The organism is Lujinxingia sediminis (genome assembly GCF_004005565.1).
In the GTDB taxonomy this organism is placed as follows: Bacteria; Myxococcota_A; Bradymonadia; order Bradymonadales; family Bradymonadaceae; genus Lujinxingia; species Lujinxingia sediminis.
This window is the reverse complement of sequence record NZ_SADD01000009.1, coordinates 104265-120561: the sequence shown is the minus strand read 5'-3', so window position 1 is coordinate 120561 and position 16297 is coordinate 104265. Positions and strand designations below refer to the sequence as shown.

The window sequence follows — 16297 nt, the reverse complement described above, 5'->3', positions numbered from 1 at the left end:
CCGCGCCCCACAACCACCCAACCACCCAACCACCCAACCACAAAGCGAACCCGACACCGCCCGAACAAATCGACCCACATCGCAAACCCCCGCGCCCCACAACCACCCAACCACCCAACCACCCAACCACAGAGCGAACCCGCCACCCAACCACGCCGTGAGCCGTTTTGCGCAATAAACTTGCCCCGCAGCGACCATCCGCGCTAAGTCTGGGACTCTTCACATCAACCCAGATTGGTACCGGGAGGGCCCTACCATGCCACACCTTCGGATGATCCTCATTGCACTCACCCTGCTCGCCGCGGCCTGCGGCGGCGACGGCGTCGCGACGCCCACAGACACCGACACCAACACCCCCGACGTCGATCCCGACGCCGACACCGACACCACCCCCGACGCCGACGCCGACCCGGACCTCTCCCTGACACTCACCGGCGGCGAGGAGAGCCCCTATGTCATCAACGAAACCGAGGGGGTTTTGAACTTCGAGGCGGCGTGCGCCCCGGAGGAATGCGTCATCGCACGTTGCACCATCGGCGTTGCCAACGAAGCCCCCCGGCTGCTGACGTCATGTGATGGCACCATTGAGCTCGACACAACCTTGCTCGATCGCGAGGGCACCTGGACGCTAACAGCCGAAGCCGAGTTCGGTCTGGAGCGCAAAAGTGCCTCCCGCACCTTCGAGGTACTTTATGCCTTTGAGGCTGGCCTTGAAGGTCTGTCGCCTGGCGAGTCCTATACCTACAGCCACCCGCCCGAGCTCACGCCCTTTTGCACCCGCGCCGATACATGCACGATCGAACATCGTTGTGAGGATGAAAGCGGCACCACGATACAATGTGAAGATCTGGCGATCCCCGCCGCCCCCTCGGTCACCATCGTTTTGACCGCGTGCGCTACCAACACCGAGCTTGAGCATTGCCTGGCAGAACAGCGCTACACTTTCATTTATGAAAGTCCCACCTGGGTCGATGTGAGCGCTGGCGAACAACATACCTGCGGCATCCTCGACGACGGCACGCTCTGGTGCTGGGGTAGCAATGGCGACGGTCGCCTGGGCGACGGATCCAGCACCCCGCGCAGCCAACCCACGCGAGTGGCCGGTGATGGCGTGTGGACTCAAGTGAGCGCGGGTGGGCTTCATACCTGCGGGATTAAAGACGATGGGAGTTTGTGGTGTTGGGGAGACAACGCCACAAATCAAGTGAGCACGGAGCCGGGCAACCTCGCACGTTACTCCACCCCCCACCGCATTGGCACAAATACCAATTGGAGCACCGTGACAACCGGCTCGGAACACAGTTGCGCCCTGCAAACCGACGGTGCGCTATTTTGTTGGGGCTACAACGCTTATCAGCAACTTGGACCCGGCATTAGCACTCAAGGCCGAGTACGTATCAATAGCAGCGGCACCACCATCGACACCTTCGTGGCGGTCGCCGCCGGCGATGCGCATACGTGTGCGGTCACAGCCGAAGGCGCGAATGGGTGGTGTTGGGGGAATTATTCGAGTGGGCAGCTGAACGGTGGCACTTCGGGTGATAGTGCTCCTCGTCCCGTGGGCCTTCCGGTCTCAGGTGCGAACTACACCACTACCACAATAGCGGCAGGCGGAGCACATTCATGTGCATTTGTATCAAGCGACTTCAATCCTGGAATGTACTGCTGGGGCGGTGGAACTCATGGAGGATCCGGGCAAGTTGGCCACGATGATCCCCCTTATGTCCGCGGAATTTTAAACCTTTCCAGTATCAACATTATCACGACCGGATCGGAGCACACCTGCGCCATCGCCGCGAACGAGGCCTATTGTTGGGGCGATAATAGCCGCGGCCAACTGGGCTTCGACCTGACCTTCCCAACGAATGCTATATCCACCGCCGACCCCACGCTCATCACCGCACCGCGGGAAGACTGGACCGCCATCGCCGCTGGCCATGAGCATACCTGCGGCATCGCCGGCGGTATCATGCGCTGCTGGGGGAGAAATCAAGTGGGGCAGCTGGGCGACCCGGCTGTGGCCAACCAGACCTCCACCCCCACCCCCGTCGCCTGGCCTTACACGCCATAAACTCGGGCTTCGGGAACACGTCCCATCTAAAAACACCCCACCCCCGGCAAACGCTGGAGGTGGGGTGTTTTGCGTCGGGCTCGGGCTCGGGCTCGTACTCGTACTCGTGCTCGACCTCGTACTCGTACTCGTGCTCGTGCTCGGGCTCGGGCTCGTACTCGGGCTCGAACTCGCTCTCGACCTCGACCGCGAACTCGCGAACCCCAACCGACCATTACAAATCGACCCACGCCGCAAACCCCCGCGCCCCACAACCACCCAACCACCCAACCACCCAACCACAAAGCGAACCCGACACCGCCCGCACAAATCGACCCACATCGCAAACCCCCGCGCCCCACAACCACCCAACCACCCAACCACAAAAGCGATCCCCCCAACCCGATCGCATCCAGGGCGACACAGCCAGCGTCGTCCCGGGGCGCTCGGCACCTCCGCACCATAAAAAACCCGAGCGCATCCAGGGCGGGGCTGACAAGGAGGCAGGGATGAAGCTGTAGCAACGCTACCGCGAATCCCTGACGACGCAGTCAGCGTCGTCCCGGGGCGCTCGGCACGCGCTCGGCAGGCTTGAACTGAACGCCCCTCAGAGAGATAGTCCCCCCTCATCACATCACGCAGTACCCGCTCTCGCGAGACCGCATCCACGCGCCGTAACCGTGGTGTTGTACGGGCTCATTGCCTCAGACAACTTCCACCGCCGGGGTTCCGATGCCTGCGACCACCATCTGCACCAAAGCCCACGCCCTCTTCGCTCCTCTGCTCGCCGCCCTCCTCGCCGTCACGCTGCTCGGTGCTCCGGGTGTGGCGTCGGCGCAGGAGCCTGCTGAACGCGCCGAGTTCATTGAGGCCACCGAAAGCCCTGAAAGCACCGAAGAGAGCGCCGAGGCCCGCGCCGCGCGCTACTATGAAGAGGCCGCGCAGGCCTACCAGCGCGGCGACTTTGCCCGCGCCGCCGACCTGCTTGAGAGCGCCCGCGCCCACCACCCCGATCTGGTCTACGCCTACAACCAGGTCCTGGCCTACCAGGCCATGGAGCATCCGGCCTACGCGCTGCGTCTGCTCGATGAAAACACGGAAGCGTTTGAGCGGGACGGCCGTTTTGAGGACCTCGTGGACCTTCGCGGACAGCTTCGCAGGGCCATCGCCCTCCGGGAACTTGCGGCCAGAGAGGGCTCCCGGGAGGCGGAACACCCGGCATCCCCCACCCAACCCGCCCCCGTGGAGGCACCGCCCGAGCCCGCTGAGGACGCGCCGCCCATCCTGGCCTGGTCGCTGGTGGGCGCGGGCGGAGCGGCGCTTGGCGCGGGAGTTCTCTTTGGCAGCGGTCTGCTCATCGAAGCGTCCGTCGACCGCCTCGAACGCAGCCGCCTGCCCGAGGCGGAGCTCGCGGTATATGAAGGCAGCGGGCACACCCGCGCCGACGACCTTCGCCGGCTTCGCACCCACCAGACCCTCAACATCGTGCTGCTCGCCAGTGGAGTTTCTCTGGGCGTGGCCGGTGCCACCATGCTATTTCTCGACGCGCGTGCCGACCGCCCGCATCCCCACGCGCTCCGCGTCGCGCCCATGCTCACCGGCGAGCACGCTGGCGCCCTTGTGCGAGGGCGTTTTTAGGACATATCGACCCTGCCGAACCAGTGACCCACGCGCCCATGCCCTCTTCCCCCCACGCGCTCGAGTTGTTGCGCGAGTTGCTCCCGGAGCACCCGGGTCTGCCCGAGATGGAGCGTCTGGCCCGAGTCTTTGTCGACGTGCTCGAAGCCCAGGACAGCGCCTATGAGCGCCTGCTGCTCCCGGCGCTGGGGCTTGCCGAACGCCGGGAGTTTCCCGCCCGCGAGATGCACCACGGCGAGCGCACCCTGGAGTTTCCCGAGCAGGCCTTCTGGCTTTTTGATCGCACGCGCCAGGCCAGCTGGCTCGATGCGGCGATGCTCTTTCCTTTTGAGAACGTCGACGACTGGCTCATCCTCTACCGCACCTCCGAGGTCGACGCGGCCACCCACCGCACGCTGCAACCGCTCCTGGTGCCTCGCCTCCGTCAGACGTTGACCTCGCTGCCCTGGTCGATCGTCGACTACGGGGGTGAGGACGACGGGCGCATGGACCATGAGGAGTTTGTGCAGCTCATCGGCCAGGCGCGCTGGATGCGGGTCGACCACGACGCCAACCAGGGCATCTTCGGCGTGGCGACCTGGGCGGACCAGGAGCGCCAGGAGATCTGGCGGGCCACCATCGACGACCACTTCCGCGCCGGCCTCGATCCGCTCTCCGAGGAGCCCCCCGAGCATCCCCTTCTCCTGCCCCGGGACTGGCAGCTCCCGCCCCCCGACGACGTCGCCGGGCGGGTGGCAGCCGAGCTTCTTGACGACGTCTACCATAACCTTCGCCGCTACGTGCTCGAGCGCCACGGCTTTGACACCGAGCGCCTGGGCACGCTGATTCTATGGCGCGACTGGCCCGATGAGCTCTTTGAGTTCGATGAGCGCGAAGATCCGCACCACCTCAACCTCCCCCTGGCGATGAGCGAGGAGCTCGGCGTTGAGCCGGCCCGGCTCGACGCGCTTCTGACGCGCTGGCTCACCCTCTGCCTGGAGAAGCGCGCGCGCGCGCTGCCCTTCTTTGGCGATATTCTCAGCGTGAGCCTGCCCCCCACCACCCTCCAGCTCCTCGACGCCAGCGGCACCCCGCAGCGCCACCCCCTGGGGGCCGAGGAACTTTTTGGCGCTCGCCCGCGTTGACTCGGCGCGCTTTACACGCACCTTTGTCGACGTCTAAAAGCAGCGCTGCATATGGAGGCCTGCTACGCCCCTGGCGGTTGAGCCTGCCCTCCCCTCTACCACCACCAATGAACTTCTGTTTGCTACCGAGATGCCCATGCCGACGCTCACCGAAAAACTCGCCCAGGTCGATCGCCAGAAAGTTATTAAAGACGCTGCCCGTCTCATCGAAAACGAGGTCTCGTCGAAGAGCGGCCTCTCGGGCATGGCGATCAAAGGCGGCTATAAGGTCGTCAAAAAGCTCAAGCCGACGATGATCGAGGAGTCCATCGATCACCTGCTCGACGCCTTTACCGGCGCGCTCGACCCGCTCTACCAGGACTACGTGGAGAACGCCGCGCTGAGCACTTTTGAGGCGTATATCCAGAAGCACGACGATCGGGCGGCCAACGATCTTCTGAGCATCACCGACGCCAAAGCGGAGCGCTCCGACAACAAGATCCTCAAGTCGACCTACGGCAAGCTTCGCGGCCAGGCCGAAAAGCACGTCAAAGAAGCGCTGCCCGGCGTGGGCCGCCTCATCGATCGCTACGCCCCCAAAGACGCCTGAACTCGGAGCGGCATGTCCTCGCGCCACTCACCCTGCTTCATTCTGCGCACCGTCGACTACGGGGAGCGTGATGTCATCGTCACGCTTCTGGGGCGAGATGCCGGGCGCTTTGCCGCCCTGGCGCGCAGCGCACGAACCAGCCGAAAGCGTTTCGGTGGCGCGCTCCAACCCCTGCGCATGGTCGAGGCGATCTACACCCGGCCGACCCGCGGCGACCTCCACACTCTGCAGGAGCTCGAGGTCAGCGAGGATTACCCGGGGATCGAAGAGCGTTTAGAGCTCTTAAGTGCGGCCAGTTACGCCACCGAGCTTGTGCGCGAGACCTGGCGCGAGGGCGAAGATGCCCGGGCCATCTTTGAGCTGCTTCGCCAGTTCTATGCGTTTCTGCCTCGCTGTGACGACAACCTCGCGATCCTCTGCCTCACCCATCATTTTGAGCTGAGTCTGCTCAACCTCTACGGCATGGCGCCGTCGATCGCGCAGTGCGCTCGCTGCGGAAAGGCTGCCGAGAGCCTGCCCCGGGCGCGCTTTGCCCGCAGCGGCGAAGGCCTGCTCTGCGAGTCCTGCCGCCATCCCGGCGAGGCGGTGGGGGTGATTCACCCGCTCACGCTGACGCTGCTTTTGCACCTGGAAGATCCCCGAAACGCGCGCCCTCCCCTGCCGCTGGAGGACGCCCTTGCGCAGGCTCGCCGGGTCATCGATACTTCCGTTGACTCGCTGGTCACCCGAGCGCTTCCCGCCCGAGAGATGCTTCGATCTCTGGTCACACTCTGATACAAACCCCTCAGACTGTGTCCAGAACGACCTTCGCGCGCGCTGATTTTGCACGACCGAGACGCTTCAACGCCCGTCACGCTGACTCCTCTGTGAGACCCCATCGATGGAAAACCATCCCAATGATCGCCAGCCCGTTGAGATCCTCTGGGTCAACGCGCTCTTCTTGATCGGCACGCCCCTTCTGGCCGCCATCCTCGCGCCGATCTACATCGCCGCCAACGGCGTGCACTGGAGCGAGGTGGTGGCGATGTTCGTGCTGTGGATCTTCACCGGCCTGGGCATCACGGCGGGCTACCACCGCATGTTCTCACACCGCGCCTGGTGGGCGGCCAAACCGGTGCGTCTGCTGCTTCTGATCTTTGGAGCGGCGGCCTGGCAAAACAGCGTCATCGCCTGGTCGGCCGGTCACCGCTACCACCACCGCGATGTCGACACCGACGACGATCCCTACACCATCACCCGCGGCTTCTGGTACGCGCACATGCTCTGGGTGATCATCAAGGGCAGCCGTCACGACGATTTTGATAACGTGCCCGACCTCTGGAAAGACCCGCTCTGTGTGTGGCAGCACAAGAACTACAACCTGATCAGCGTGGGCTTTAACCTGGGCGTGCCCCTGCTCCTGGGCGTGCTGACCAACAACATCCTGGGGATGCTTTTGTGGGCGGGGCTCTTGCGCATCGTGTGCGTGCACCACGCGACTTTCTTCATCAACTCGCTGGCACATATGTGGGGGAGCCGCCCCTGGACCCAGGAGCACACCGCGCGCGACAACGCGATCCTGGCGTTTTTCACCTTTGGTGAGGGCTACCATAACTTCCACCACACCTTCCCGGGCGACTACCGCAACGGGGTGCGCTGGTGGCAGTTCGACCCGACCAAATGGCTGATCTGGAGCCTGGAGCGGGTGGGGCTTGCGACCAACCTCAAGCGCAGCTCCTTTGATCGTCGACTGCGCCGCCGCTGGAGCAACCTCTACGAGCGCTACCAGGCGCAACGCGAGGAGTGGGAGGAGCAACTTCAGGCCCAATTCGACGAGGCCAGCGCCCGCTTCGAAGCCTCCCTCGAAGAGGCCCGCGCGCTGCACCGCGACTTCGCGCGCCGCGCCGAAGAGCTGCACACCGAGGCGGCCCGCGAGCTTCGCCACGCGCGTCGCGAGGCCGAACGCCGCGTCATTGCCGAGTACCGGGAGTTCAAGCGCCTGCTCAATGAGATGCCCCAGCTGGCACCGGCAGCCGCCTGACCGAACCTGCGTCACCCCTCGGAGCCCCGCAACATTTTGATGTTGCGGGGTTTTTCAATTTCTTGCCCCATCGCCACCCAACCACACCACGCGCCCCTCCCAACGTCCGCACGAATCGACCCACTCCGCGAACCCCGGTGCCCCTCAACCACCCAACCACACGCCGAGCGCACCAGCGCTCCGCTAGCTGCGTCGTCTGGGATTCGCGGTAGCGCTCATCCCAGCCTCCTTGCTATCGAAAGCGCTGGATGCGCTCGGGTTTTTTATTGTGCGGGCCCCCCCCACCGCCCTCACGAATCGACCCACTCCGCGAACCCCGGCGCCCCTCAACCCCACAACCACACGCCGAGCGCCCCAGCGCTCCGCTAGCTGCGTCGTCTGGGATTCGCGGTAGCGCTGCTACAGCTTCATCCCAGCCTCCTTGCTATCGAAAGCGCTGGATGCGCTCGGGTTTTTTATTGTGCGGGAACCTCCCACCGCCCTCACGAATCGACCCACTCCGCGAACCCCGGCGCCCCTCAACCCCTCAACCCCACAACCACCTAACCACAACACGCACACCTCCTAACCGACACGCGTTTTGCCTGCGGCCATATAGTAGGGTACACCTTCGGCGCTATCGCTGACCCTGGCCGCTTTTCGGAGGCTTGTATGATCTGGACCCCTCGTGTTGTCGCCGCGCTCGCTTCGCTCGCGCTTGTTGCCTGCTCCTCGGGCTCCGCCCCCGACGCTCCTCCCATCGAGACGCCTGAGGCCGCTGAAAACGCCGATCCGGTCAACCTGCGCGTGCTCGCGTTCAATGACCTCCACGGCGCGCTTGAGGGCCCTTCCGGCAAGGTCTGGGTCGATGGTGAGAAGGTGGAAACCGGTGGCGCGGCCTACCTGGCCGCGCATATCAACGCGGAGCGCGACGCCGTCGACCATGCCCTTGTGCTGGCGGCCGGCGATCTGATCGGTGCCTCCCCGCTGGTCTCCGCGCTGCTCCACGATGAGCCGACCATTGAGGTGATGAACGCCATCGGGCTTGTCGCCTCGTCGGTGGGAAACCACGAGTTCGATGAGGGCTATCAGGAACTTCTGCGCATCGCCGAGGGGGGCTGCCACCCCACCGCCGGCTGCCGCGAGGGCTACACCTACGAAGGCCCCACCTTCAGCTACCTTGCCGCCAACGTGCGTATCACTGGCGAGGAAGACACGCTGCTTCCGCCCTACATCATCCGCGATATCGACGGGGTGAAGGTCGCCATCATCGGCATGACGCTTGAAGATACCCCGTCTGCGGTGGTGCCCACCGCGGTCGAAGGGTTGGAGTTTTACGATGAGGTCGAGACGGTCAAAGCGCTGCTTCCACAGCTTGAGGCCGAAGACGTCGCCACCGCCATTGTGCTTCTGCACGAGGGCGGCGTGATCCACGGGGAACAGCGCGACATCGGTGAGTGCCCCGATGTGCAGGGGGCGATCGTTCCCATCGCCGAGGCGATGCCGCCGCTCGTCTCGGTGATTGTGACCGGCCACACCCACGCCGCCTACGTCTGTGAGTTCGGGGGCAAGCTGGTGACCGCCGCGCAGTCTTTTGGCCGCGTGGTCACCGCCATCGACATGACCATCGATCGCCAGACCGGCGAGGTGCTTGAGCGCAGCGCGCGCCAGCGCGCGGTGACTCACGATGTGGAGCCCGACCCCGAGATCGCCACGCTGATCGACACCTACGCCGAGATCTCGGCGCCCCTGGCCGAGCGCGTCGTCGGCAGCCTCACCGCGCCCATCAGCCGTGAGCGCGACGCCACGGGTCAGTCCCCGCTGGGCAAGCTCATCGCCGACGCCCAGCTCGCCGCGACCGCCGGCGAGGATATCGGTGGCGCGCAGGTCGCCTTTATGAACCCCGGCGGCATCCGCTCCTCGCTGGAGCCCAACGCCGAGGGCAACCTCACCTTTGCCGACCTGCACACCTGCCAGCCCTTTGGCAATACGCTGGTCACCATGACGCTGACCGGCCAGCAGATTCACACTCTGCTTGAGCAGCAGTGGGTCAACCCGGACCGCACCCACATGCTCGGCGTCTCCGAGGGCTTTAGCTACACCTGGAACGCCGACGCCCCGACTGGCGAGCGCGTCGATGCGAGCAGCATCGTGCTCAACGGTGAGGTCATCGACCAGGAGGCGAACTACCGCGTCACCGTCAACACCTTCCTGAGCACCGGCGGCGACGGCTTCACCGTGCTCGCTGAAGGAAAAGAGCGCGTGGTGGGCCCCATCGACCTCGACGCCCTGGTGACCTACGTCGAAGAAAACTCCCCGCTGACAGCTCCCGAAGATGCGCGCGTGATGGTCATCGGCGAAGCGACCGCCGCGGCCGAATAAGCCTCTCGCGACATCTTAGCGCATCAAAAAAGGACGCCCCTTCGGGCGTCCTTTTTCATGCCATCTTCCCTTCCCTAAACCCCCGATCACCCGCATAGATACTGAACTTCTCTCATCTCTCGACATCCACCCCAAACCATTCCCTACGCCCACTCGAATCGCCCCACACCGCAAGCCCCCCAACGCCCTCAACCACACAACCACACAACCACAACCCGCGAACCGCCAGCCCGCCGCTCAAATCGCCCCACACCGCACACCCTTCAGCGCCCCTCAACCACACAACCACCTAACCACCTAACCACAACCCGCGAACCACCTGCCGCCCACACGAACCTCCCCACCACGCACACCCCCCAACGCCCTCAACCACACAACCACCTAACCACAACCCGCGAACCGCCAGCCCGCCGCTCAAATCGCCCCACACCGCACACCCATCAGCGCCCCTCAACCCACCACCTCAAGAACTCCGGCAATGCCTCACCATTTTTATCGCGACGGTTCTTCCAGGAGGTGAGCATCACGTGCTCGTTGCTCGCCACCGAGAAACCCCGCATCGTCTCACCCTGATAGGCGTCGTTGACCAGGGCCCGGGTGCGCGCGCCCATATCAAAGAGGCCGATGGCAAAGAAGACCGCGATCACCGCGTCGTCTTCAAAGGCCAGAAGCCCGATGCGGGAGTCGGGATGAGCGGCCCCCACCGCCGCGGGGATGGCGTCGGCCCGTGCCTCGCACCCCTCGCACTCGGGCGGCAAGGTCATCTCCCAGACGTTTTGCCAGATGCCCCAGCGCCCCTCGCCGGGCTGCACAAAGGGCGCGGAGTCGGCCAGAAGATGGGCCTCCGCGCCGGGAAACGCCTCCTCCACCCGCCAGAAGTTGAGCGTCGCGCCGTAGCCTCCGGCGCTGGCACCGAGCATCCAGACGCGCTCGATCCGCGGAAGCTCCTCGCTCAGGTACGCCAGGTAGCGCGCCATATTGACCGCGCCCTTATGATGCACCATGCGCTCGGGCTGGAAGGCATCGTGGTTCTTGATCGCATCGCCGCTGTGCAGATCTGCGGTGCAATAGGGCACAAACGCATAGCTTGCGTCGGGCCAGGGGTTGGCCTCGTCCTCGCGATCAAAGAGTCCGCTGGCGATCAGCGGGCGCACCTCCGAGGCGAACTTCGCTGCGGTGTACTCCCCCTCAATATTGACGGCGGCGTTGAGCACGTAGCAGCTGGCCGCGTCCCAGCAGGCCCCGCCACCGTTGAGGAAGATCACAAGGTCAGTCGACGCTTCATTGAGGTTGAGCCCGAGACCGGCCGGCCCTCCACCACCACAAAAGGTGTTTTCCAGAGGCTGGTAGACCCAACCGTCCTCCACCGGGGTGGGTGTGATGTCGACATCGGCGCTGACGTCGCCTGCACCTGCATCATCGTCGGCACCGACGCCCTTTTGCCCGGGGGTGGGCAGACAACCGGCGGCCAGCCCCACGCTCAGCACATAGAGCCCGACACGCACTCGCCACCCGCTACTCTGACGCCTGCTCATCACTCACCTCGCCCGTGACCCACGCTCGATAAAAGGACTCCAGCCTGCGCGAATCGCGGCCGGTCAACGTGCGCAGCTGCAAGAGCGTCTCGTGATCGCCGCCCTCAGCCACAAACACCCGCATGTTGGGATGTTCTTGATAATACGAGCTTAAATGCTCTTCGAGCAGCTCCGCAAATCGGTTGGGCACCGCTCCGAAGTAGGTCGAGATCACCGTGTCGTGCGAAAAGACCGAGAGCGCAAAGCGCGACTCCGGGTAGGCGCGGGCAAGGCGACTGGGAATGAGCTCGCTGTTCTCCAGACAACCCTCGCAGGCCTCAGGCAGGGTCATCGCCCAGTTGGTGCGCCACGCCTCCCAGCGCTCATCGTCCAGGGTGAGCCAGGGGGAGGCGTCGGCGTAGGCATGGATCTCGGCCCCCTCAAAGGATGATTTGAAGAGCTCGAAGTTCAAGGCGACCGCGTAGCCACCGGCGCTCACGCCCATCAGCCAGACCCTCTCGACCTCGGGGAAGATCTGGCGGGCGCGCTCGATGAAGAGCTCCACGTTGCGCCGCCCCTGGTGGTAGACCGGCCCCTCCAACCCCAGGCCCGGGTAGGTGGTCTGGGTGTATCCGGCATGAAGATCGCCGGTGCAATAAGGCACGAACATAAAATTCGCGGAGGAGAGCGGGTTGATCGCCTTATCGCGGCTGAGCACGCCGGCTTCGGCCAGGGGGTGGACCTCCTTGCCAAGCTGGTTGCTGGAGTAGCGGATCTCGGTGTTGGCGGCGGTCTCCAGGATACCGCAGCTCATCGCATTCCAGCAGGCACCGCCGCCGTTGAAGTACACCAGAAGATCGCGGCTGGAGCGTGCCGCGTTGACCCCCACGCCCACCGGCGAGCCGTTGGCGCAGCGCGCGCCCGGGGCTTCGACGTAGTACCAGCGCTGAGGTTGCAGGGGGCGGCCCTCGCGCCAGACCTCCACCTCGACCCGGGGGTTCTCACCTCGGCTCAAGCCCGGCGCGATCACACAGCCGGTAAGAAGCGCAGCCCCCACCATCGCGCTCAGACAGCGCATCACGCGTGCTCTGACTGTGCTCATCCTCGCTCCCTGAGTCGTGATCATTGATGGCGGCGCAGGCTCCCCCCATCTGCCGGGCTGCACCCGGAGCTAGAAGCCCCAGGCCAACTCGAGGGTGGGTACGATGTTGAACATCGTGCCAAAAGGATAGCCGGCGTAGCTCAGGCGGTAGCCCAGCTGCGCCATAAACCCCTGGCTGGCGTCAAAACGCAGTGAGGCACCCTGCTCCACGGCAAACGCCCCGTCGACCCCGGGGTAGGTAAACGCCCGCACATCGGCCTCATAGCCGAGCTTGCCTGCGATGGGCCCCTGCATATGCACCGACGCAATCCCGGTGGCCCAGCCGAACATCGCCGCGGTGCGCGGGTAGACAAAGGGAAGATCGATCGACACAAGCTGCGACTCCCCCACCCTCGGGGCAACCTGCACGCCGAGCCCCAGGCTCAACAGATGCGCCCCCATCTCGCGCGTGACCCGAAGCTCGCCCTGCAACGAGACGATATGCGGCACCGCCCGATCCGAGGGCAAAATTCCGCCGATGCCCTCCCGTGCCAGCAGCCTCAGGAGCGGCGTCGGGTAGGTCAGCTGATAGGTGCTCGCCACATGCCACCCACCGCGCTGACCATGGCCGACTTTAAGCTGTGCGTTGGGCGCCACAAAGAAGAGCAGCGGGTGCACCGCAAGCTCCATCTCCTCGCTCAGCCCGTAACGAAGCGGCCCGAAGAGCCCCACCTCCCAACGCCCCACCTCACTCAACAGGGCTGTATCGCCCACAAACGCCCGTCCCTCGGCGTCTGCATCGTCACCGCCCGACCTCTCCGCCTCAACCTCCGCGCTGGCCTCAACCTCCGCGCTCCCCGCGTCCTGCGCGCTCGCCAGCGCCGGCATCAGCAGCATCGCCACCACACCCATCCACATCCATCGCGTCGCCATCATCGCTCCTCCAGCGCAAAGCGCACGGTGATCGGCGCGTGATCCGAGAGCGGCATCGTCTCCATCCCGCCGCTGGAAGCGTTCTGATGGGTCAGCCCCGAGCCCGGCACAAAGGTGCCGTTGGTGAAGAGGTAGTCGAGCTTGCGATTCCAGAAGGTCCCACCCTGGGTGGAGTGGGTGAAGTATGGCGAGTTGTCGGCCTGGTAGTCTTCCAGCGGAATGGCCGGGGTGTAGTCTTCGTAATACGCGCTGAGCGCGTCTTCTTCGGCGCGGAAGTCATCGGCCTGAAAGTCCTCCGACTCACAGATCGAGTCTGGAAAGCCATTCTGCTGCGCGCTGCCCGGCGGAAGCGTGTTCAGATCGCCGCCGGCCACAAAGATGCCGCCGGCCCGGTCGATGCGGTCGAGCTCATCTTTAAAAAGATCGATCTGCAACTCCTTGGTGCCATCCTGCGCAAAGGCGTCGGTATGCACGTTGAGCACGTGCAGATCCCCGTACTCAGGCACCTCCACGATCGAGGTGAGGATGTGGCGCTTGAGATAGAAGTAGTTCGTGAGCGCATCGTTGGTGCTGATCTGCGGCATGGCGATGCGCTGCGCATCCCGAATCGGGTATTTCGAGAGAATCGCATTGCCCATATTCACCCTGCCGATACCGTCGGTGGGCACGTGGTGGGCGCGCCACTGCGAGGCAAAGACGGCGTAGTTGAGCTCGGTATTATCCAGAAGCCACTGCACCTGATCGACGTAGGCCACGCGTTTGGAGTCGATGTCGATCTCCTGCATCAGGAGCACATCCGGGTCGACCTGACGGATCTTGGTGGCCAGCCCTTCCATATTTTCGAGAACTTCGTCTTCGTCCATCAAGACGCGATCGCCGTGGCAGTCGAACCAGAAGTCGATCCGCGCCCCGCCAAACTTGATGTTCCAGTCCATCACCACCAGCTCGCCACGGGGCGGCTCGGTGGCGATCAGCTCCTGCGCCTCATAGTACTGCGCGTCCTCGACCTCATCGAAGGTCGCGTTAAAGGGGTCACACCCCCACAGGGCTGTGGCCAGCGCCTGCGTGAGAACCACTCGCATCATCCACCTCGTTGCTCGACCCGACACCTGACACCTCCCTTGGCCCGGGCGAGTGCCCGGCGATCATCCATCGCTTTTGCATCGGCGCGCATTGCCCCCCACGCATCCGAAGGGGGCTTGTGGTGCTTCATCGATCATCGCGCTCACCGCAGGAACGCTAACGGCTTTCGGGCTCACTGCAAAGCCTCACCGCTCGCAGGAGAGGCGCGCTCCGGGCCAGGGTCTGGCACATCGACGGGCTGAGCAAAAAAAAAGCCGCGCCCCAAAAGGGCGCGGCTCTTTTCTAAGCGGTCACGATGGCGGCGCTCCGCGCCGGGCGAACTTACTGCTCACAGGCCACCGGACCCACGGCAGACATCGGGTGCTCGGCGCTGCCTTCGGCGGGCTCCACCTCACCGATGCACATGCCAGCCTCGATCTCCACGACGACGTCCGCCGACTCGGAGCTCATCATCAGCTGGCCACGCTCCACCTTCACGCCGGCCTCACCCATGCGCAGCGCCGGGCTCTCATCGCCGTCGATGACCAGGCTGAGCACATCGTCGAGCATCCACGCTTCCAGGTCGCTGATCACGTCCTGCGCCCGGTAGAGCGCGAGCATCAGCTCCAGGTCCAGGCCCGGAGACATGGAGATAGCGATATCATCGCCATCTTTGGCCAGGTCCAGATCGAGGCTTCGACCGTGGTCGGCGTTGAAATCCAGCGCGGCGACCTCTTCGCCTTCGACGAAGACCTGGGCCGGGGAGGCGCCCAGGCCAAAGCCGCGAAGCTCCATGCGATCTTCGGCGGCCAGGAAGCTCAACGCCCCCTTGATACCGGCCAGCGCCGCGCCCATCTGGTAACCTTCCTCAACCACCTCGCAGTTGAACTCGTAGTTGCCAGGCTCGCCGGGCACCTCCACATCGTAGCACTCCTCCACATCGCCGGTGGGGAAGTTCAGCGCCAGCGCGTCCATATCGACCTCAAAGCTGAGCTCGCGGGCTGCACTATCGGAGCGAATCTCCAGCGCCCGGGGACTTGCGGCGATATCGACCGAGAACATCTCCCCGGCCAGCGCAATGGCCTGACCCACGGCCACGCTCAACGCCACCTCATCACCCGACTTCGAGAGTTCTGCACTCAGCCTCCCCGACATCGTCTGGGGGAAGCTCCCATCGAACTCCTCGCCCATCTCGGCGGCCACAAACTCCGCGGCGTCTTTCAAGATCGACAGGTCCAGGTCCGCGGCAACCCGCGCCGGACCAAAGGCCATCGACAATGGCGAGAGGCGGTCGGGGCCGACCATCACGTCGATGTCAACTTCACCCTCAGCGAAGGAGCGGGCCTTGAGGCGAATCTCCAGCGCGTCGACCTCCTCTTCACATTCGGCGCGATCGAGCTCCTCCTCTTCGGCGCAAACCACCTCCCCTTTAAGCAGGTAGGTGACCTCGGTCTCACTGGCCGACTCCACATTCTCATCGGCGAAGATGCGCTCTTCGAGCACGCGGCGAATCTCATCGCGCTCCTCGTCGAAGTCCGGCTCAAAAGGCGCCACCGGCTCGGGCTCACAGGGCATGGGCTCTTCGCCGCCAGGCTCTTCGCCGGGAATCGGCGGCTCCACCGGCTCTCCCACACAGGCCGAATCGCCAGAGCTCGACCACACGTAGTCATGAAAGAGGCTCGACTCGCCAAGAAACGCCAGGCCCTCGGCCACCGCATCCGCCGAGTTGCCCACCGACTCACTCACCGCCTGCCGCACCGAGAGGGCGTCGACGGGCTGCTCCTCAAGCTGCGGATCTTCGGAGGGACCACAGGCCACCACACCACCGACGGCCATCGTCAGACCGAGTACTTTCAAGAAATCGTTGCGCATCACTCACCTCATTTTGAGCGCTCGCCATGATGACGAGCCGAGTAGAAACCTGC

The 16297-nt window shown here is 64.5% G+C and carries 12 protein-coding genes; 7 read left to right on the top strand and 5 right to left on the bottom strand.

Features of this window, described 5'->3' with window-relative positions; genetic code table 11:
* Nucleotides 1-256 precede the first annotated feature (256 nt).
* The 7 genes from EA187_RS14820 (at nt 257) to EA187_RS14790 (ending at nt 9782) form a co-directional block, all read left to right on the top strand.
* Nucleotides 257-2071, top strand: coding sequence for an RCC1 domain-containing protein (locus tag EA187_RS14820; RefSeq protein ID WP_127780755.1), 1815 nt, complete (start codon nt 257-259; stop codon nt 2069-2071).
* Between the two features lie 711 nt (nt 2072-2782).
* Nucleotides 2783-3688, top strand: coding sequence for a hypothetical protein (locus EA187_RS14815; protein ID WP_115605681.1), 906 nt, complete (start codon nt 2783-2785; stop codon nt 3686-3688).
* A gap of 38 nt (nt 3689-3726) precedes the next feature.
* Nucleotides 3727-4812: a hypothetical protein gene (locus EA187_RS14810; protein WP_115605683.1), complete on the top strand. Its 1086-nt coding sequence runs from the start codon at nt 3727-3729 to the stop codon at nt 4810-4812.
* Between the two features lie 136 nt (nt 4813-4948).
* Entirely contained in the window at nt 4949-5401 is a 453-nt protein-coding gene (locus EA187_RS14805) for a DUF6918 family protein (protein WP_115605685.1), read from the top strand.
* A 12-nt stretch (nt 5402-5413) separates the two neighbouring features.
* Nucleotides 5414-6175: a DNA repair protein RecO gene (recO, locus tag EA187_RS14800; protein ID WP_115605687.1), complete on the top strand. Its 762-nt coding sequence runs from the start codon at nt 5414-5416 to the stop codon at nt 6173-6175.
* A gap of 106 nt (nt 6176-6281) precedes the next feature.
* Nucleotides 6282-7421 carry an acyl-CoA desaturase gene (locus EA187_RS14795; protein WP_115605689.1) on the top strand — a complete coding sequence of 380 codons (1140 nt, stop codon included), beginning with the start codon at nt 6282-6284 and terminating at the stop codon, nt 7419-7421.
* Between the two features lie 651 nt (nt 7422-8072).
* Nucleotides 8073-9782, top strand: a complete 1710-nt coding sequence (locus EA187_RS14790; RefSeq protein WP_127780754.1) for a bifunctional metallophosphatase/5'-nucleotidase — start codon at nt 8073-8075, stop codon at nt 9780-9782.
* A 440-nt stretch (nt 9783-10222) separates the two neighbouring features.
* On the opposite strand, the gene EA187_RS14785 is transcribed toward EA187_RS14790, so the two are convergent.
* The 5 genes from EA187_RS14785 to EA187_RS14765 all read right to left on the bottom strand — a co-directional run bounded on the left by EA187_RS14785 (nt 10223) and on the right by EA187_RS14765 (nt 16244).
* The gene (locus EA187_RS14785) at nt 10223-11317 is read right to left on the bottom strand and encodes a pectin acetylesterase-family hydrolase (RefSeq protein ID WP_127780753.1); all 1095 of its coding nucleotides are present in this window, start codon (nt 11315-11317) and stop codon (nt 10223-10225) included.
* Nucleotides 11298-12398, bottom strand: coding sequence for a pectin acetylesterase-family hydrolase (locus tag EA187_RS14780; protein ID WP_164856298.1), 1101 nt, complete (start codon nt 12396-12398; stop codon nt 11298-11300). Before EA187_RS14780 ends, EA187_RS14785 begins: the two co-directional genes overlap by 20 nt.
* A 69-nt stretch (nt 12399-12467) precedes the next feature.
* Nucleotides 12468-13313 (bottom strand): hypothetical protein, encoded by an 846-nt coding sequence (locus tag EA187_RS14775; RefSeq protein ID WP_127780752.1) that lies wholly within the window; start codon nt 13311-13313, stop codon nt 12468-12470.
* Nucleotides 13310-14392: an endonuclease/exonuclease/phosphatase family protein gene (locus EA187_RS14770; protein ID WP_164856297.1), complete on the bottom strand. Its 1083-nt coding sequence runs from the start codon at nt 14390-14392 to the stop codon at nt 13310-13312. The genes EA187_RS14775 and EA187_RS14770 overlap by 4 nt, the downstream gene beginning before the upstream one ends.
* 322 nt (nt 14393-14714) lie before the next feature.
* Nucleotides 14715-16244, bottom strand: a complete 1530-nt coding sequence (locus tag EA187_RS14765) for a hypothetical protein (RefSeq protein WP_127780750.1) — start codon at nt 16242-16244, stop codon at nt 14715-14717.
* Nucleotides 16245-16297: the final 53 nt, after the last annotated feature.

What these genes read in the sequence shown, in the direction of transcription:
- EA187_RS14820 (WP_127780755.1), top strand. Translation starts at nt 257, where the DNA reads ATGCCACACCTTCGGATGATCCTCATTGCACTCACCCTGCTCGCCGCG.
- EA187_RS14815 (WP_115605681.1), top strand. Translation starts at nt 2,783, where the DNA reads ATGCCTGCGACCACCATCTGCACCAAAGCCCACGCCCTCTTCGCTCCT.
- EA187_RS14810 (WP_115605683.1), top strand. Translation starts at nt 3,727, where the DNA reads ATGCCCTCTTCCCCCCACGCGCTCGAGTTGTTGCGCGAGTTGCTCCCG.
- EA187_RS14805 (WP_115605685.1), top strand. Translation starts at nt 4,949, where the DNA reads ATGCCGACGCTCACCGAAAAACTCGCCCAGGTCGATCGCCAGAAAGTT.
- recO (WP_115605687.1), top strand. Translation starts at nt 5,414, where the DNA reads ATGTCCTCGCGCCACTCACCCTGCTTCATTCTGCGCACCGTCGACTAC.
- EA187_RS14795 (WP_115605689.1), top strand. Translation starts at nt 6,282, where the DNA reads ATGGAAAACCATCCCAATGATCGCCAGCCCGTTGAGATCCTCTGGGTC.
- EA187_RS14790 (WP_127780754.1), top strand. Translation starts at nt 8,073, where the DNA reads ATGATCTGGACCCCTCGTGTTGTCGCCGCGCTCGCTTCGCTCGCGCTT.
- EA187_RS14785 (WP_127780753.1), bottom strand. Translation starts at nt 11,317, where the DNA reads ATGAGCAGGCGTCAGAGTAGCGGGTGGCGAGTGCGTGTCGGGCTCTAT.
- EA187_RS14780 (WP_164856298.1), bottom strand. Translation starts at nt 12,398, where the DNA reads ATGAGCACAGTCAGAGCACGCGTGATGCGCTGTCTGAGCGCGATGGTG.
- EA187_RS14775 (WP_127780752.1), bottom strand. Translation starts at nt 13,313, where the DNA reads ATGATGGCGACGCGATGGATGTGGATGGGTGTGGTGGCGATGCTGCTG.
- EA187_RS14770 (WP_164856297.1), bottom strand. Translation starts at nt 14,392, where the DNA reads ATGCGAGTGGTTCTCACGCAGGCGCTGGCCACAGCCCTGTGGGGGTGT.
- EA187_RS14765 (WP_127780750.1), bottom strand. Translation starts at nt 16,244, where the DNA reads ATGCGCAACGATTTCTTGAAAGTACTCGGTCTGACGATGGCCGTCGGT.